Source organism: Microbacterium sp. NPDC055683 (genome assembly GCF_053617895.1).
The window spans coordinates 41,081-58,316 of the sequence record NZ_JBSHGQ010000025.1 but is presented as its reverse complement, the minus strand read 5'-3'; the positions used below and the strand labels follow the sequence as shown (position 1 = coordinate 58,316).

Annotated in this window: 18 protein-coding genes; 7 read left to right on the top strand and 11 right to left on the bottom strand. The window is 72.7% G+C overall.

Annotated elements, in window-relative coordinates; translation table 11 throughout:
• Positions 1–51 precede the first annotated feature (51 nt).
• Positions 52–666, top strand: coding sequence for a flavodoxin family protein (locus ACWGPF_RS11035; protein ID WP_452332872.1), 615 nt, complete (start codon positions 52–54; stop codon positions 664–666).
• Positions 667–672: 6 nt separating this feature from the next.
• Here ACWGPF_RS11035 and ACWGPF_RS11030 read toward each other — a convergent pair whose 3' ends face one another.
• On the bottom strand, positions 673–2,016 hold the full coding sequence (locus ACWGPF_RS11030) for a cryptochrome/photolyase family protein (protein ID WP_452332871.1): 1,344 nt from the start codon (positions 2,014–2,016) through the stop codon (positions 673–675).
• 105 nt (positions 2,017–2,121) lie between these two features.
• Between ACWGPF_RS11030 and ACWGPF_RS11025 the strand changes: the two genes are divergently transcribed.
• Complete coding sequence (locus ACWGPF_RS11025) at positions 2,122–3,498, top strand: glycoside hydrolase family 43 protein (protein WP_452332870.1); 1,377 nt, start codon at positions 2,122–2,124, stop codon at positions 3,496–3,498.
• Positions 3,499–3,504: 6 nt separating this feature from the next.
• Here ACWGPF_RS11025 and ACWGPF_RS11020 read toward each other — a convergent pair whose 3' ends face one another.
• Positions 3,505–4,149 carry an SIMPL domain-containing protein gene (locus ACWGPF_RS11020; protein WP_452332869.1) on the bottom strand — a complete coding sequence of 215 codons (645 nt, stop codon included), beginning with the start codon at positions 4,147–4,149 and terminating at the stop codon, positions 3,505–3,507.
• A gap of 10 nt (positions 4,150–4,159) precedes the next feature.
• The gene (locus tag ACWGPF_RS11015) at positions 4,160–4,762 is read right to left on the bottom strand and encodes a helix-turn-helix domain-containing protein (RefSeq protein ID WP_452332868.1); all 603 of its coding nucleotides are present in this window, start codon (positions 4,760–4,762) and stop codon (positions 4,160–4,162) included.
• A gap of 54 nt (positions 4,763–4,816) precedes the next feature.
• On the opposite strand from ACWGPF_RS11015, the gene ACWGPF_RS11010 reads away from it, so the two are divergent.
• Positions 4,817–5,869, top strand: coding sequence for an isopenicillin N synthase family dioxygenase (locus tag ACWGPF_RS11010; protein WP_452332867.1), 1,053 nt, complete (start codon positions 4,817–4,819; stop codon positions 5,867–5,869).
• Here the strand turns inward: ACWGPF_RS11010 and ACWGPF_RS11005 are convergent.
• Positions 5,857–6,621, bottom strand: a complete 765-nt coding sequence (locus tag ACWGPF_RS11005; protein ID WP_452332866.1) for an aminotransferase class IV — start codon at positions 6,619–6,621, stop codon at positions 5,857–5,859. The two genes, ACWGPF_RS11010 and ACWGPF_RS11005, sit on opposite strands and share 13 nt — an antisense overlap.
• Before the next feature lie 49 nt (positions 6,622–6,670).
• On the opposite strand from ACWGPF_RS11005, the gene ACWGPF_RS11000 reads away from it, so the two are divergent.
• Both ACWGPF_RS11000 and ACWGPF_RS10995 read left to right on the top strand, forming a co-directional pair.
• Positions 6,671–7,273: an anthranilate synthase component II gene (locus ACWGPF_RS11000; protein WP_452332865.1), complete on the top strand. Its 603-nt coding sequence runs from the start codon at positions 6,671–6,673 to the stop codon at positions 7,271–7,273.
• Entirely contained in the window at positions 7,266–8,675 is a 1,410-nt protein-coding gene (locus ACWGPF_RS10995; RefSeq protein ID WP_452332864.1) for an anthranilate synthase component I family protein, read from the top strand. The genes ACWGPF_RS11000 and ACWGPF_RS10995 overlap by 8 nt, the downstream gene beginning before the upstream one ends.
• Here ACWGPF_RS10995 and ACWGPF_RS10990 read toward each other — a convergent pair.
• The 7 genes from ACWGPF_RS10990 to ACWGPF_RS10960 form a co-directional block, all read right to left on the bottom strand.
• Complete coding sequence (locus ACWGPF_RS10990; RefSeq protein ID WP_452332863.1) at positions 8,657–9,310, bottom strand: GntR family transcriptional regulator; 654 nt, start codon at positions 9,308–9,310, stop codon at positions 8,657–8,659. The two genes, ACWGPF_RS10995 and ACWGPF_RS10990, sit on opposite strands and share 19 nt — an antisense overlap.
• A 111-nt stretch (positions 9,311–9,421) precedes the next feature.
• Positions 9,422–10,615, bottom strand: coding sequence for a M20 metallopeptidase family protein (locus tag ACWGPF_RS10985; RefSeq protein WP_452332862.1), 1,194 nt, complete (start codon positions 10,613–10,615; stop codon positions 9,422–9,424).
• A gap of 27 nt (positions 10,616–10,642) precedes the next feature.
• Positions 10,643–12,067, bottom strand: coding sequence for an MFS transporter (locus ACWGPF_RS10980; protein ID WP_452332861.1), 1,425 nt, complete (start codon positions 12,065–12,067; stop codon positions 10,643–10,645).
• A 35-nt stretch (positions 12,068–12,102) separates the two neighbouring features.
• Positions 12,103–12,699 carry a TetR/AcrR family transcriptional regulator gene (locus ACWGPF_RS10975; protein WP_345434997.1) on the bottom strand — a complete coding sequence of 199 codons (597 nt, stop codon included), beginning with the start codon at positions 12,697–12,699 and terminating at the stop codon, positions 12,103–12,105.
• Between the two features lie 98 nt (positions 12,700–12,797).
• On the bottom strand, positions 12,798–14,033 hold the full coding sequence (locus ACWGPF_RS10970) for an MFS transporter (protein ID WP_452332860.1): 1,236 nt from the start codon (positions 14,031–14,033) through the stop codon (positions 12,798–12,800).
• Positions 14,030–14,491: a MarR family winged helix-turn-helix transcriptional regulator gene (locus ACWGPF_RS10965; RefSeq protein ID WP_452332859.1), complete on the bottom strand. Its 462-nt coding sequence runs from the start codon at positions 14,489–14,491 to the stop codon at positions 14,030–14,032. Before ACWGPF_RS10965 ends, ACWGPF_RS10970 begins: the two co-directional genes overlap by 4 nt.
• A 79-nt stretch (positions 14,492–14,570) precedes the next feature.
• Positions 14,571–14,846: a hypothetical protein gene (locus ACWGPF_RS10960; protein WP_452332858.1), complete on the bottom strand. Its 276-nt coding sequence runs from the start codon at positions 14,844–14,846 to the stop codon at positions 14,571–14,573.
• Between the two features lie 188 nt (positions 14,847–15,034).
• Between ACWGPF_RS10960 and otsA the strand changes: the two genes are divergently transcribed.
• Positions 15,035–16,462 carry an alpha,alpha-trehalose-phosphate synthase (UDP-forming) gene (gene otsA, locus ACWGPF_RS10955; RefSeq protein WP_452332857.1) on the top strand — a complete coding sequence of 476 codons (1,428 nt, stop codon included), beginning with the start codon at positions 15,035–15,037 and terminating at the stop codon, positions 16,460–16,462.
• Entirely contained in the window at positions 16,459–17,235 is a 777-nt protein-coding gene (gene otsB / locus ACWGPF_RS10950) for a trehalose-phosphatase (protein ID WP_452332856.1), read from the top strand. Before otsA ends, otsB begins: the two co-directional genes overlap by 4 nt.
• Position 17,236 lies beyond the last annotated feature (1 nt).

The window sequence follows — 17,236 nt, the reverse complement described above, 5'->3', positions numbered from 1 at the left end:
CGGGAACGGAACCCCGTTCCCGGCCTCGGCCGTGCCCCGTACCGTCGCGGCATGACCGATACGACTCTCACCGCCCTCGCCCTGGTCTGCTCGCTGAAGCCGTCGCCCGCCGCATCGAGCTCGCAGCTCCTCGCCGAGCAGATCCTCGGCGACCTCGCCTCCCACGGGGTCGAGGGCTCCGCCATCCGCCTCGTCGACCACGACGTGCGGCCGGGCGTCGATGCCGATATGGGCGAGGGAGACGACTGGCCGGCCATCCGGGAGCGCGTCCTCGCGGCGGACATTCTCGTGCTCGCGACCCCGACCTGGATGGGGCAGCACTCGAGCGTCGCTCAGCGAGCGCTCGAGCGCCTGGATGCGGAGCTGTCCGAGACCGACGGGGATGGCAGGCCCGTCCTCTTCGACAAGGTCGCGATCGCGGGGATCGTCGGCAACGAGGACGGCGCCCATCACATCGCGGCGATCCTCTTCCAGTCGCTCGACGACATCGGCTACACGATCCCCGCGCAGGCAACCGTCTACTGGAACGGCGAGGCGATGGGGTCGGTCGACTACCGCGATCTCGCCGAGACGCCCGAGCCGGTCGTGTCGGCGCGGAAGACGGCGGCGGCCAACGCCGCGCACCTCGCACGCGCGCTGCGGGCGGCGCCGTACCCGGCGGGATGACCCGAGTCAGCCGCGCTTGACCGCCTCGTATGCGTCGAGCGCGGCGCGGCGCGTTTCGGCGAGGTCGACGATCGGCTCCGGCCCCGTGCCATCCGCATGGTCCGGCGCCCAGCGTCGCACGTACTCGCCGTGCGGATCGAACTTCTCCGCCTGCAGCAGGGGGTTGAACACGCGGAAGTACGGAGCCGCATCGGCCCCCGACCCCGCCACCCACTGCCAGTTGAACGGATTGCTCGCGCCGTCTGCGTCGACGAGGGTGTCCCAGAACCACTCCTCCCCGCGCCGCCAGTCGATGAGCAGGTTCTTGACGAGGAACGAGGCGACGACCATCCGCACCCGATTGTGCATGACGCCCGTCTCCCAGAGCTCGCGCATCCCCGCGTCGACGAGCGGGATGCCCGTTCGACCGCGCTGCCAGGCGCGCAGGAGGGACGGCCGCAGCCGGGGCCACGGGAACGCGTCGAATCTCCTGTTGAGGTTGACGGTCGCGAGGTCGGGATGGTGGAACAGCGTGTGCCAGGCGAACTCGCGCCACCCCACCTCGGACAGGAAGCCCCCGACGTCGGCACCCGACGCGATCGCCTCGTGCCAGACCGTGAAGGGGCTCAGCTCCCCCCAGCGCAGGCGAGGCGATAGTCCGGAGGTCACGCCCGCAGCCGGCTCGTCGCGCGCGCGGGCGTAGTCGTCGACGTCGTCGGCGAGGAACGCGCGCAGCCGGCTCCGCGCGGCGGGCTCGCCGGGCTCCCAGGTCTCCCTGAGGCCGCCGGCCCAGTCGGGATCGGAGGGCAGCAGCCCCCAGTCGTCCAGCGCGTCCGAGTGGGGCGTGCGCGCAGGCCCCGTGATGTCGCGCGGCTCGGGCAGCGGATGGCGCGGCGCCGGCATCGCGAGACACGCACGCCAGAAGGGCGTGAAGACGGAGTAGGGTGCGCCCGCCCCCGTCGTCACGGTCCACGGCTCGAAGAGGAGGGACGCGGCGGAGGAGCGCGCGTCGACGCCGCGCTCGCGCAGGGCCGTCTTGAGCGCCGCGTCGACCTCGCGCTCCGCGCCGCCGTAGCGGCGGTTCCAGAACACGCCCCGCGCGTCGGCGTCGTCGACGAGACGGGGGATCTCGCGCGCGGCGGAGCCGCGACGGAGCACGAGGGCTGATCCCTTCTCCGCGAGACGGCCCGCCAGCGAGGCGAGCGAGTGATGCAGCCACCACCGGGCGGCGCCGCCGAGCGGGCGGACGCCCGGCGACTCCTCGTCGAGCACGTAGACGCCGAGCACTGGCTCCCCGGTGTCGAGCGCGGCGCGGAGAGCGGGATGGTCGGCGAGCCGGAGGTCATCGCGGAACCAGACGAGGGCGGTCACCGTTCCACGGTAGGACGCGCGCGGGTGCGCCTCGGATGCTTGACGCAGGAGAGGAGGGGCCCTAGAGTCGGCGTCGACCTGTATACAACGTTGTAAAGGGTGGACATGCCGTCACGCAGAACAGTCATCCGATCCCTCGCGGTCGCGGGGGCGGCGGTCCTCACGACCGTCGTCATCGCCGCGCCGACTCTCGCGGGGCCCGCCGCGGCCGAGCCATCGGGGGGCCTGTCGATCACGGGGGAGACCGCTCCCGTCCATGACCCCTCCCTGTTCATCGACGAGGAGACGGGCACGTGGCACGTGTACTCCACGGGCGAGGTCGGACGCGCCGGAGGAGGCACCATCCTCACCTGGTCGTCGAACGACGGCGGCGTGACGTGGGAGCGCGGCGACAACGTCTGGGACGAGATCCCGGCATGGATCGACGCCGAGTTCTCCGACGGGGCGCTGCCCGACAACCTGTGGGCGCCAGAGATCCACGAGCACGACGGCACGTACTACCTCTACTACTCGGCGTCCCGCTTCGGAACGAACGCGTCGGTCACGGCCCTCGCGACCAACACGACGCTCGATCCCGACGATCCCGCCTACGAGTGGGTCGACCGGGGGCCCGTCATCTCGTCGCCGCAGACCATCGCCGACGGCAAGGAATTCAACGCGATCGACGCCGGTATCGTCGAGGACGCCGACGGAACGCCCTACATGGCGATCGGGTCGCACTGGCACGGCATCTTCCTCGTCGAGCTGGAGTGGCCCAGCGGAAAGCCCGTCGCGGGGGCGCTCGAGGACGCCGTGCACCTCGTCGACCGCTTCGCGCCCGGAAACCGCGTGGAGGCCCCCTTCATCGAGGAGCATGACGGCTGGTACTACCTGTTCGTGTCGTTCGACGCGTGCTGCCAGGGAGCGGACAGCACCTACCACGTCGCCGTCGGGCGCTCGACGTCGGTCACGGGCCCGTACCTCGACCAGGACGGCAGGGACATGCTCGGCGGCGGGGGCACGACGCTGCTCGACACGCATGGCGCGGTCGTCGGCCCGGGCGGGCAGTCGGTCGCGGACGGCGTGCTCGCGTTCCACTACTACGACGCGGCGAACGCCGAGATCCCGTACTTCCCGCGACTCGGCCTGCAGCGCCTCGAGTGGGTGGACGGATGGCCCGTCGCCGACGAGACGGCGGATCCGGCCGCGATCGTGACGGCGCCGCGGGATGCGTCGGCGCGGAAGAACCGGTCGGCGGAGTTCACGGTCGAGGTGACGGGCTCCCCGGCCCCTGTCGTCACGTGGGAGACGTCGTCGGACGGCGGTGCGACGTGGACGGCCGCCGCGGGATCGCGCGCGGAGCGGGCAGTCGAGGGGACGGCGGCCTACCGCATCGACAGGGTGCGCGGCGACCTGCTCGTGCGCGCCGTCGTCGAGAACGCGCACGGCCTCGTCCGCAGCGAGCCGGCTGCGCTCACGGTCGGCGCGCCCGGCCGGAGCTGAGGGACCTCAGCGCGCGGCGAAGCGCGCCTCGACGACCGCGCCGATGACGAGGTCCTCCGGGCGCAGCGAGGTCGCCCCGACCCTATCGGCGCTCACGGCCTTGGCGAACGCGGCGACGTCGTCCGATCGCCCGAGCAGGCCGGCGTCGGCGATCTCGAGGGGGACGACCTCGTCGCGTCCGATCGCCGCCGCGTACGCCGTCGCACGCGCGACCGCGGACCGGATCGCGCGGGCCGCCACGGCACGCTCGACCGCGGCCCGCGTCGCGGCGGTCAGGCGCCACTCGACGCGGCTGATCTCGACGCCGTCCCAGGGGGAGATCTCCGCGAGCCACTCGGACAGGTCGCCCGCGTCTGCGAACGACGCCGAGACGTCGAGCGACGCGTGGTGCACGGGCTCGGCGGGCTCGCCCGACGGCGTCCACGGCCGTTCGGCGTGCAGCGCCATCCGATCGATCGACCACTCGCCGACGGCTCCCGACGTCTCCCGAGCTTCGAGCGACGCGCGCACGGGTGCGGCGAGAGCCGCGAGAGCGGAGACCACCTCCGTGCGCACGGCGCCTTCGGCCCGCACGGCGACATGCGCGGTGCCGAGCTCGGGGGCGATCCGCTCCTCGTCCTCGCCGCGGACGGTGATCACGACGTCGCTCATGCCCCCGACCCTACGCGTGGCTGACGGCGAGGAGCACGCGCGCGCCCCGTGGGGCGCGCCAGCGATGCGGCAGCGCCGCGTCGTGCGAGACGGCGTCGCCCGCCGCGAGGGTCGCGGTCGCCTCGCCCTCGACGTCGACGATCAACTCGCCGGAGAGGACGTAGACCGTCATCTCGCCCGCGCTGCGGAACGCGTCGCCGAGATCCTGGCCCGGTGCGACGTCGTACTCGACGACCTCGAGCCGGTGATCGCCGCCGGCCGTGAGGAGCCGTGCGCGGGCGGCGTCGGGGCTCTCCGACACGGCCATCCGCACACCCTCGGCGCTGCGCACGATGCGCGCGCCCGCGCGCACGTCGCCCGTGCGGGGCATGAGCGCACGCGGAGACAGGCCGAGCGCCTCGGCGATCCGGTAGAGCGTGAGGATCGACGGGATGGCGCGCCCCCTCTCGACCTGGCTGAGGAACGGCTGGCTCACCTCGGCGCGGCGAGCGAGCTCGCGCATCGACATGCCCGCGTCGGCGCGCGCGGCGGCGAGGGCGCGCCCCACGGCGGCCGTGACGTCGTCGTCGATCTGTAACGTCGCGGAAACCCGCGGCTCTTGGTCATCCGTCATGATTACCAATACTTATCAGTTCGGCGCCGGGAGCGCCGCAGAAGGAGGTTCTCGATGTCCGAGTTCACGGTACCGGCGATCGACATCACCCCGTACATCGCCGACGGCGACGAGGCGGCGCGCGCCGCGGTCGCGGCGGCGTTCGACGAGGCCGCGCGCACCGTCGGCTTCATGCAGATCACGGGTCACGGCATCGGCCTGGAGGCATGGGCGCGCCTCGGCCGCGCGATCGACCGGTTCTTCGCCCTGCCCGCCGAGGTCAAGGCGGGCTACCGCGCGCCGAAGGGGATCAACCGCGGCTACACGCCCCCGAAGTCGGAGCGGCTGAGCCTGAGCCTCGGCGTCGAGAAGGCGGAGCGCATGAACGACTTCTTCGAGGCGTTCAACGTCGGCTTCACGGCCGCCCACTACCCGCATGCCGACCTCGACGGCGCGGAGTACGCCGACAACATCTGGCCGGCCGAGGCGGAGTCCTTCCGCGAGGACGTCGAAGGATGGCTCGCCGAGGCCGACGACGTGGCGCGCGTCATGATGCGCATCTTCGCCGATGCGCTCGGCCTCGCCCCCGGTCACTTCGACCTCATGACGGACCACTCCCTCAACGTGCTGCGGATGAACAACTACGCCCTCCCCGACGGCACGCGCGTCGATCTCGACGGCGACCTCATCGGGATGGGCGAGCACACCGACTTCGGCATCGTCACCCTGCTCTGGGCCGACGACGTCAAGGGGCTCCAGGTGCTCGACGCAGACGGAGCATGGCACGACGTCTCGCCGCTGCCCGGAGCGCTGCTCGTCAACCTCGGCGACGTCACGGCGCGCATGACCAACGAGCGCTGGCGCTCGACGCTGCACCGCGTGAAGCCGCCCGTCATCGACGGCACCATCCGGCGCCGTCGATCGGCCGCGTTCTTCTTCGACGGCAACGTCGATGCCGTCATCGAGTCGATCCCCGGGACCGTCGCACCGGGCGAGCAGCCCCTCTACGCGCCCGTCACGGTCGGCGAGCACATCGCGGCGAAGCTGCGTGGATCGCGTCAGCTCGTCAACAACACGGGGGACACGGCTCGCGAGGCCGAGAGGGTGCTGTCGGCCTACAGCGGCTGAGGCGCGATCGCCTCGTAGGCGGCGGCGATCCGTGCGAGCGCGGGATGCCCGGCAGCCCACGCCACGTCGTCGATCGACGCGACGGGGCGGATGCCGGTGCCCGCGTTCGCGGCGAAGGCGGCGTGCATGCGGGAGAGGTCGCTGAGCCGGATCTCCCGCGCGACGCCCCCGAGGAGGGAGCGGGTGACGCCCTCGAGCACGTCGGCCTCCGGCCACACGATGTCGTCGCCGTCCCAGAACCCGAGGCTCCACGTCGGGCCCTCCGACAGCCGCCCCTCCGCATCGGCGAACACCGCGTCGTCGAACCCCGCCCGCTGTGCGGCGCGTCGTTCGGCGAGCGCGCCGAAGAGCCCCGTGTGCTTGATGCGCGGCGCGTCCCTCCGATACGCGGTCGAGCGCAGGCGCAGAGCCGAGGCCGGCCCGCGGGGTGCCGGCCTCGGCGTGACGAGGATGCGGGGGCTCGCCGGCGCGCCCGTGCGCTCGAGCGGGAGAGCCGGGTCGTACACCGTCACGCGGGCGACGACGTCATCCGGCTCGTCGGCGAGCGCCCCGCGCACCCGCGTGCGCACGAGGGCGGGGTCGAGCGCGATGCCGAACAGGGTCCGCGCGTCGCGCGCGAGGCGCGCGAGATGGAGATCCCGCCCGCGCACCGCCGCGCGCGTCACCCGCATGGTCGTGAAGTGCCCGAAGTTCACGAGCGCGAGCGCCTGCAGCTCCGAGGGCGGGACGGGGGCGCCGTCGAGCTGCTGCATGCAGACAGTCTGGCATCCTCGACGCCGCGCATGCCGCACAATGGAGGCGATGACGAAGGGCCCCCATCCGCGTCGGCGCGTGCTCCTCGTCGACAACTACGACTCGTACACCGGCAACCTCCTGCAGCTGCTCTGGTGCGAGACGGGAGCGCGGCCCGACCTCGTGGAGAGCGACCGGATCGACCTCGCCTCCGTCGACGCGTACTCCCACATCGTGCTGGGGCCGGGGCCCGGCACGCCCCACCGCGCGGACGACGTCGGCCGTGCGCTCGACCTCCTCGCCGTCGCGCGCGTCCCCGTCCTCGGGGTGTGCCTCGGCTTCCAGACCATGGCGGTCGCGCTCGGCGGGAGCGTCGTCCCCGCGCCTCGTCCCGCCCACGGACGCGTCGACGTCGTCGCGCACGACGGATCGTCGGTGCTGCTGGCCGACATCCCTCGGACGTTCGAGGCGACGCGCTACCACTCGCTCGCCGTCGCGGATCCGGCGCCGCTGCGCATCACCGCCCGCACGGCCGACGGCGTCGCGATGGCGGGGGAGGACCCGGAACGGGGATGGTTCGGAGTGCAGTTCCATCCCGAGTCGATCGGGACGCCGCACGGCGCGGCCATCCTCTCCCGCTTCCTGCACCAGGAGGGAGCGGGGGATGAGTGACACGGTGGACGGAGGCTGGCGCGCGTGGACGGAGAGGCGGCCGCTGCGCGTCGACGCGGAGGCGCTCTTCACCCACCTCTACGCCGACGATGAGATCGCCGTCTGGCTCGACAGCGCGCAGACGGCGTACGGCATGGGCCGCTGGTCGATCCTCGGCGCGCCGGACGGCGGACGGGCAGACGTCCGCGACTTCGCCTCAGGGGACGACCCCTGGACGGCGGTCGCCCACGACATCGCCGCACGGCCCGTGGCGCCCATCCCCGGCCTGCCGTTCGCCGGCGGATGGGTCGGATGGATCGGGTACGGCGCCAAGGACATCGGCGCGCCCGCCCCTGCGGGAGAGCCGATCGCGCAGCTCGTGCGGCTCAGCAGATTCGTCGTCGTCGACCACCGCGAGCACGTCGTCCACGCCGTGGCCGTCGGCCCCGAGGCCGACGCGGCGGATGGCCGTGCCTGGCTCGACCGCACGCTCGCGCGCATCGCGGCGTGCCCGCCGGCCCCGGCCGTGCCGCCCTCGCCGTCGCCGGTCGCGGCGACGTCATCCGTCGACCGCACGCGCTACGGCGCCGATCTCGACGAGGTGCGCACGTGGCTCGAGGCCGGCGACTCCTACGAGGCGTGCTACACCTACGCGCTCCGCGTGCCCGTCGCGGAGGAGCCCCTCGGCGCGTACCGCCGGCTCCGCAGGGCGAACCCCGCCCCCTACGCCGCCTTCCTCCGCCTCCCTGGTCGGTCCGTGCTGTCGTGCTCGCCAGAGCGGTACCTCGCGGTCGCCCCCGACGGCCGCGCGGAGACGAAGCCCATCAAGGGCACCGCGCGCCGCGTCGACGACCCGGTCGGCGACGCGGCGGCGGCGCGGGCGCTCGCGGCGGATCCCAAGACGCGCGCCGAGAACCTCATGATCGTCGACCTCCTGCGCAACGACCTCGGCCGGGTGAGCGCGCCCGGCAGCGTCGAGGTCCCCGATCTGATGGCCGTCGAGAGCTACGCGACGGTGCACCAGCTCGTGACGGTCGTCCGCTCGAGGCTGCTCCCCGGTCCGGCCGCCGGCGTGCGTGCGGCGCAGGCGCTGTTCCCGCCCGGGTCGATGACGGGAGCACCGAAGCGGCGCACCGTCGAGCTGCTGGACCGGCTCGAGGCCGCGCCGCGCGGCGTGTACTCGGGGGTGCTGGGATTCTTCTCACGGTGCGGTGCGGTGGATCTGTCCGTCGTCATCCGCACCGCGGTCATCCGCGACGGCGAGGCCGTCATCGGCACCGGCGGCGCCATCACGTTCGACAGCGTGGTCGCGTCGGAGGCCGACGAGACGGTCGCGAAGAGCGCCGCGCTGCTCCGCGTCTTCGGCGCGCGGCACCCTTTCCCGAGTCGGACGGCCTCGGCGAGTCAGACGGCGGATGCGTAGACCGCGTGGATCTCGCGCACGGTGCGTTCGGCCGCGACGGCGTCCCGTGCCTCGAGAGCGTCACGCAGCCGACGGTAGCCGTCGTCCATCCGGGCCCGCATATCCTCGGGGATGACATCGAAGTCGACGCTGTGGACGGCGCGTGCGAGCGCGAGCGTGATGTCGCGCGTGACGAGCACGAGGTGGGGGCTGCGTGAGTGGGCGACGAGCTGCATGTAGAACGCGTCGGCGCGCAGCCTCTGCTCGGAGGTGGAGCTGTCGCCGGCGATGACGGCGTCGAGGAGCCCGATCGCCGCGTCGAGCTCGTCGTCGGTCATGCGCTGCACGGCGAGCAGAGCCGCCCATCCGGCCTGGTTGCCCGCGAACTCGAAGGCGTCGCGGACGAGCTCGGGGGTGAGATCGGCGACGCGCGTGTAGCGGCTCGCGACCATCTCGATCATGCCGGTGCGCTCGAGGCGCAGGAACGCCTCGCGCACGGGCATGCGCGAGACGCCGAGCGAGGTAGCGAGCTCGTCGTCCTTGAGCTGCGTGCCGGGCGCGAACTCGCCGGAGATGATCGACGCGGCGATCTTCTCGAACACGACGTCGCTCAGGCGGGTCGGCGTCGGTGCGTTGAGGGGGGCGAAGCCGCTCATGCGGTCTCAGCGATATCGGGCATCCTCGAATTGTAGGACGGGGTGCCTGTGCAGTCCGGGTGCCCCGCGAGAGGACCGCGAGAGGGCCTCAGCGGGGTACCCGGATGGTCGTCACCCGGCGGCGAGGCGTCGCCACGCGAGCGTGGCGAGCGCGGCGGCCTGATCGCCGAGCACCGCGTCGTCGAACTGCACGCGGGGCGAGTGGTTCCACTCGATCGTGGCGGGATCGAGGTCGGGAGGCGAGGTCATCAGCGCCACGAACGTGCCGGGGACCTCGTCGAGGACGAACGAGAAGTCCTCCGAGCCCATCATGGGAGTCGGCATCTCGAGCACCCGTCCGGTGCCGAAGGCGTCTCGCAGGGCCGCCACGGCGGCGGCGGTCGTGTCGGCGTCGTTGACGGTGACGGGGTACATCACGTCGAACTCGACATCGGCCGTGCAGCCGTGCGCCTCGGCGATCCCCCTGACCAGACGCGGCATCTCGTCCCGGAGGATCGCGAGCGAGGCGGGGGAGAGCGTCCGGATCGTCGCCGCGAGGCGGGCGCTCTCCGGGATGACGTTGACGGCGTCACCGGCGTCGAGCTTCGTGACGGAGAGGATGACCGGGTCGAAGGCGTCGAAGCGCCGGTTGGCGAACGTCTGCAGCGCCAGCACGATCTCCGCGGCCACGGGCACGGGATCGATCGTCTGGTGCGGCTGCGAGCCGTGCCCGCCGCGGCCCTTGACGGTCACCGCGAGCTGGTTGGAGCCCGCGCACGCCGCGCCCGCGCGGGTCGCGAACACACCGCGCGGGCCGGGGGCGACGTGCACGGCGTAGGCCGCGACGGGCGTCGATCCCGAGGCATCGAGCAGGCCCTCCTCGATCATGATGCGGGCGCCACCCTGCCCCTCCTCGCCCGGCTGGAACATGAAGACGACGTCGCCCGCGAGATCGGCGCGGTGCGCGTGCAGCAGCCGGGCGGCGCCCACGAGCCCCGCGGTGTGCAGGTCGTGGCCGCACGCGTGCATGGAGCCGTTGGCCGACGCGAAGTCGACCGGCGCGAGCTCGACGATCGGCAGGGCGTCCATGTCGCCGCGCAGCAGCACGGTGGGGCCGGGGCGTCCGCCGCGCAGGACGGCGACGACGGAGGTGAGGCCCGTGCCGAGGGAGATCTCGAGATCGAGTCCGGAGAGGGCGTCGAGGACCTTGCGCTGCGTCAGGGGCAGATCGAGGCCCAGCTCGGGCTCGGCGTGGAGCGCGCGACGGAGGGCGACGAGGTCGGGAAGGATCTCGGCGCCTGCAGCGCGGAAGTCGGGTGCGGTCATGGGCGGTGCTCTCCGATCGGGGGATGGTCAGTGCGCGGCGACGGGCTGGGCGGTGCGCGTGCCGGCAGGCAGACGCAGCAAGGCGAGGGCGACGACACCGACGGCGAACGCGCAGGCCTCCACGGCCCAGACCGTGATGTAGCCCTCGATGCCGGGGAAGTCGGCGCCGGGGGCGAGCGCCGTCGAGAGGACGAGGGCGAACACGGCGCCGGCCGCCGCGCCGCCGAGGGTGCGCAGCGAGTTGTACACGCCTGCGGCGATGCCGGTCTGATCGCTCGGGGCGAGCTCGGCGAGGGTCGCGGGCAGCGCCCCCAGCAGCAGGCCCATGCCGACCCCCTTGAATCCGTTCGTCATCCACAGCTGCCAGAGCTCGTCGTGGAAGGGGATGACGAGCGCGTTGCCGAACGCGGCGAGCGATGCGCCGAGGATGAGCACGGCGCGCATCCCGATGCGCCGGGCGAGCGTCGAGAACGTCGCCGCGCCGATCGTCGCGAGGATCGTCACGAGAGCGGTCATGGCCGAGATGAGGCTCGCGTCGGCGTCGAAGCCGTAGCCGGCCACCGCGCGATCGGCCGCGAGGAAGGTCGACGACGGCGCCTGGCCGCCGAACATGACGGCGCCGAACCCGAAGGCGGTGAGGTAGATCGGCCCGAGCCGGCGCGAGGTCACGAGCCCGACGTCGACGGCGGGCGCCTTCGCACGGCGCTCCCACACGACCCACGCCGCGAAGACGACGAGCGCGAAGGCCAGCACGCCGAGCGTGAGCGGGGAGGCGAGACCGTGCTCGGAGGCGAGGTGGAGCCCGAGCAGGAGGGAGACCATCGCGACGCCGATTCCGACGAAGCCGAGCACGTCGACGTGCGGGTGCGTGCGGCTGGTCGACTCCGGCACCTTCGCGAACACGGCGTACGCGCTCACGACGACGAGGATACCCGGCACGAGCAGCGTGATGGTGAGCGAGGGCGATACGGCGCTCACGATCCCCGAGGCCACGGTGCCGAGGATCGCGCCGAAGGTGAGCACGGAGACGAGCATGCCGATCGCCTTGCGGGCGCCGTCGCCCGTGATGCGGTTGTGCACGAGCGCGATCTCGAGCGGGAGCCAGACGGCGAGAGGGCCGACGAGCACGCGGGCGGCGAGCACGACGCCGTAGTGCGGCACGAGCGCCGTCACGAGCACGCCGACGAGCACCGACACGACGGCGATCCGGAGCATGCGCCGGTGGCCGAAGATGTCGCCGAGCTTCGACAGGAGCGGGACGCACACCGCGGCCGCGAGCGTCTGCACGGTGAGGAACCAGGTGATGTCGGCGTCGTTGACGCCGAGATGACGGGCGATGTCGGCGAGCAGCGGGGCGTAGTAGCCCTGCACGAATCCGCTCGCGAGCTCGCAGAAGAGGAGGAATCCGACGATCGCGCGCACGGAGGTGCGCACGGCGGGGGAGTCGGTCATGATGGCCTTTTTCTCGGGTCGCGGCCGTGCCGCGGTCAGGGGGCGAGGGGGTGCCGCCGAGGCGGCAGGCGGAGCAGGGCCGCGATCACGTCGCGGTACTCCTCGCGGGCGATGGTGACGCCCTTCACGCCCTGCCGGTAGAGGGTGAGCCCGGCGAGCGCGTCGAGGATGAGATCGGGGTCCGCGTCGGCGGACAGCTCGCCGCGGGCGGCGCCGCGGCGGAGGATGGCGACGCCCTGGTCGCGGCGCGCGGCGAAGAAGCTCTCCCACAGGTGCGGGAAGACGTCGCTCGCGAAGGCGCTGCGCGCGACCGACGAGAAGCCGATGCGCGCCGCGTTCTGGGCCTGATTCGCCTGGTTCTGCTCGACGTGGGCGAGCAGGTCGTCGACGACCGAGCCCGTGTCGGGCATCTCGCCGAGCACGAGGTGGCGACGGATGGCAGCGGCGGCCAGCACGCCGCGGTCGGCGTAGCGCCGGTAGATCGCGGTCTTGCCGCATCCCGCTCGTGCGGCGACGCGCTCGATCCGCAGACCGGCGTAGCCGCCGTCTTCGAGCTCGGCGACGACGGCGTCGAGGATGCGAGCCGTCAGCTCGGCGTCGGCGGGGCGGCCGGGGCCGTCGTGGGAGGACATGCCGTCAGATTACGGTACGTTGCGTTTCGGAAATGTTTCGTGCGGATGCGCAGGAGGCGCCGCCGACCGGGCGGCGCCTCCTGCGCATCCGATGCGTCTCAGCCGGCGTCGCCGACCGCCACGGCCTCCGCCTGCCGCGCCGGCGTCTCCTGCGCGGCGTCCGCACGGGCCAGCAGACGGCGTCCCGAGAGGACGACGATCGCGGCGACGACCGCCGCGGCGGCGCCGAAGAGGTACGGGGCGGTGTGGCCGCCGAGCTCGGCGAGGAGCGCGGCGACGGGGGGCGCGGCGGCGCCGCCCAGGAAGCGCACGCCGGAGTAGGCGGACGATGCGATCGGCCGCGGGATGTCGGTGGCGTCCATGACGGTCTCCGTGAGGATCGTGTTCATGAACCCGAAGAGGAACCCGCCCGCGATGATGCAGGCGACGAGCGCGACCTTGCTCTCGACGAGGATCCCGGCGACGACGAGGTCGACGGCGATGAGCGGCAGCACGATGACGATGGCGGTCGTGCGCTTCACGACCCGCAGGAGGAGAGGGGCGCCCCACACCGAGGAGATCGCGAGCGCGAGACCCCATCCGAAGAACGTCAGCCCGATGCCCGTGGCGTCGAACCCGAGAGGGAACGGGGAGTACGCGAGGAGCACGAAGAAGGCGACGTTGTAGAAGACCGCGGCGACCGCGAGGAGGCCGAGCGCGGGCGTGCCGAGCGCGCGGAAGGCCGCTGTCAGGCGGACGGGCTGGGGGCGCTCGGCGGCGGGGGGCGTCTTCAGCAGGACCGAGATCGCGATGACGGCGATCGCCATGAGCACCGCCACGCCGAAGAACGGGGCGCGCCACGTGAGGGAGCCGAGGAGGCCGCCCAGGAGCGGCCCGATGGCGAGGCCGACGCCGAGCGCGGCCTCGTAGAGCATGATGGCGCCCGCGCTGCCGCCCGCCGCGGCGCCCACGATGGTGGCGAGCGCCGTGGAGATGAAGAGCGCGTTGCCGAGGCCCCATCCGGCGCGGAACCCGATGACGAGGTCGACCGAGCCGCTGATCGCGCAGAGGAAGGCGAACACGAGGATGAAGCCGAGGCCGGTGAGGAGGGTCCGCTTGGCTCCGATGCGGCTCGAGACGACGCTCGTGAAGAGCATGACGAGCCCCGTGATGACGAGATAGCTCGTGAAGAGCAGCTCGCTCTCGGCCGGTGTCGCATGCAGCTGCTCGGCGATCGCGGGAAGGATGGGGTCGACGAGGCCGATCCCCATGAAGGCGACGACGCTCGCGAACGCGACCGCCCAGACGGCGGTCGGCTGCTTCCAGATGGATCCGTTGTGGTGTCCTGAGCTCATCGCTCGGATGGCTCCTCTCCTGGTGCGGGGCGGATGGGCGTCTCCCCCGTCGTCCGGCGCGAGAGCAGGTCGGCCGCGGTGCTCAGGGCATCCCAGTCGGCGGCCCCGAGGTCGGAGAAGCGGGGGAGGAGGGCGGCGACGAACTGCGTGCGCCATGCGGCGTACGCTGCCTCGCCCTCGGGGGTGGCGATCACGCGCACGGCGCGGGAGTCGTCGGGATCGGGCTCGCGGATGACGAGGCCCGCCTGCTCCATGGCGCCGGCGAGCTTCGTCATCCCCGGCTGCGTGACGCGGCTCAGCCGGGCGAGCTCGCCGATGCGGAGCGGCCCGTTGTCGCGCAGGAGAGCGAGCGTGCGCCACTGCGCGGCCGGCGCCTCGCTGCGCGTCTCCAGGGCGGCGATGCGCGTGAGCGCATGCGCCGCGATGATGAGGCGCTCGAGGTCGGCTGCGTGATCCACGCCGATGAGTATAACCCACATATATATGCAAGTTATATATGTGGGACGGAAGAGGGCGCCCGTCGGGCGCCCCGTGTGGCTACTTCCGCGAGCGTCGGCCCGCGTCGCGCGGCTTCGCGGCTCCCGAGTACTTGTACTCCTTGCCGGAGATGGGGGAGTCGTCGGCCACCGTGCCGCCCCGTGACGCGGTGCGGATGTCGCGCGCCTCTCCGATCGCGAGGGCGAGGGTGATGCCCCAGCTCAGCCAGGCGAGCGCGACGCGCCACGTGAACCGACGGTCGTCGGAGCCCTTGAGGAGCGAATAGCCGCTCGTGATCGCGCCGAAGAGACCGGTTCCGAGGAGGTACTTGCGCATGGGTCAACGCTAGCGCCCTGGTTGCGGGAGCGCATCGGCGCGGGGCGGCCGCCTCCGGTCGCCGCGATCGTCGCGGGGTGCACGCGCCCGCGCGGTAGCCGCAGTCCGCGCGCGCGTCAAGGGCGGCGGCCCGTCGGGAGCGGCGACGGCCCGCTGGATACACTGAACGAGCCGAACAGAGGAGCGTCATGCCCGAAGCAGAACTCGTCGTCATCGCCAACCGCCTCCCCGTCGACCGGATCGCCGGCGACGACGGCGAGCCGGCGTGGCGGCGGTCACCGGGCGGTCTCGTCACCGCCCTCGAGCAGGTGATGCAGAAGGTCGACGGCGCGTGGGTGGGCTGGGCCGGCAAGGCCGATCTCGACGTCGAGCCGTTCGACTTCGACGGCACGCGTCTCGTGCCCGTGTCGCTCAGCGAGGAGGAGCTCGAGGACTACTACGAGGGCTTCTCGAACGGCACGATCTGGCCGCTCTACCACGACGTCATCGCGACGCCGGTCTACAAGCGCTCGTGGTGGGACGCGTACGTGAGGGTCAACCGCCGCTTCGCCGAGGCCGCGTCCGAGGTCGTCGCCCCCGGGGGATTCGTCTGGGTGCAGGACTACCAGCTCCAGCTCGTCCCGCAGATGCTGCGCGAACTGCGTCCCGACATCGTCATCGGGTACTTCCACCACATCCCGTTCCCCGCATACGGGCTGTACGCGCAGCTCCCGTGGCGGCGCCAGGTGCTCGAGGGGCTGCTCGGGGCCGACGTCATCGGCTTCCAGCGCGTCTCCGACGCCGGGAACTTCCAGCGTTCGATCCGCCGTGTGCTGCGCCACCAGACGAAGAGCGACACCATCTCGGTGCCGCAGCCGGACGGGACGACGCGGACCGCCATCGCGAAGGCGTACCCGATCTCGATCGACGCGCAGTCGTTCATCGAGCTCGCGCAGGACCCGTCGATCCGCGCGAGGGCGGTCGAGATCCGCGAGCAGCTCGGCAACCCGTCGAAGGTGCTGCTCGGCGTCGACCGGCTCGACTACACGAAGGGCATCCGCCACCGCCTCAAGGCGTTCGGCGAGCTCCTCGAGGACGGCCGCGTCGAGGTGGGCGACGTGACGCTCGTGCAGGTCGCGAGCCCCAGCCGTCCCGGCGTCGAGGCCTACCAGGACCTCCGCGACGAGATCGAGCTCACGGTGGGGCGCATCAACGGCGACTACGACACGATCCACCACACCGCCATCCGCTACCTCCACCAGGGGTTCCCCCGCGAGGAGATGGTGGCGCTGTATCTCGCTGCCGACGTCATGCTCGTCACGGCCCTGCGGGACGGGATGAACCTCGTCGCCAAGGAGTACGTCGCCGTGCACGCCGACAACCGCGGCGTGCTCATGCTGAGCGAGTTCGCGGGAGCGGCGGACGAGCTCTCCAGCGCGCTGCTGGTGAACCCCCACGACATCGACGGCATGAAGGACGCCGTCATGCGCGCCATCGAGATGTCGCCGGCCGAGCAGTCCCGCCGGATGCGCAGCATGCGCCGCCGCGTGCTCGAGAACGACGTCGAGCGCTGGGGCAGGCGCTTCCTCGCCGACCTGGAGCACATCCGCACCCAGCGGACGGCGGCCGCCTCGTGACGGCCCACGCGATCGCGGGGGTCGCCCGGACGCGGCGCCTGCTCGTCGCACTCGACTTCGACGGCACCCTCGCTCCGCTCGTCGACGAGCCGATGACGGCGCGTGCGCTCCCCGAGGCGCGCACCGCCGTGGCGCGGCTCGCAGCGCTCCCCGACACCGTCGTGGCCTTCGTGTCGGGCCGCTCGCTCGCCGACCTCCGCGTCATCGCCGAGCACGACGACGCATCGCCCGTCTGGCTGTCCGGCTCGCACGGAGCAGAGCACTGGCGGCCCGGCTCCGGGGGCGCATCCGCTCCGGCCGCTCCGGATGGCGCCGCCGACCTGATCGCGGACGCGGAGGCGGCCGTGGCCGACGTCGCGGGCGCGTGGATCGAGCGGAAGGCGTTCGGGTTCGGCCTGCACACGCGCCTCGCGGACGACGCCGCCGCCGCGGAGGCCGCGACGGCCGTGGACGCGCTGGTGGCCGAGCGCGCGCCCGGATGGCGTCGGCGCACGGGCCGCGACGTCGTCGAGTTCGCCTGGCGGCACGAGGGCAAGGACACCGCGATCGCGGCGCTTCGCGCGGAGACGGGCGCGACGGGCGTCGTGTTCGCGGGCGACGACGTGACCGACGAGGACGCGCTGCGGTCGCTCGGCGAGGGTGATCTCGGGGTGCGCGTGGGCGACGGCGAGACCGCGGCGCAGGTGCGCGTCGCCGACCCCGGAGCGCTCGCCCTGCTCCTCGACGAGATCGCCGACGCCCGAGAGGCCGAGGTCGACGCGCGAGAGGCATAGA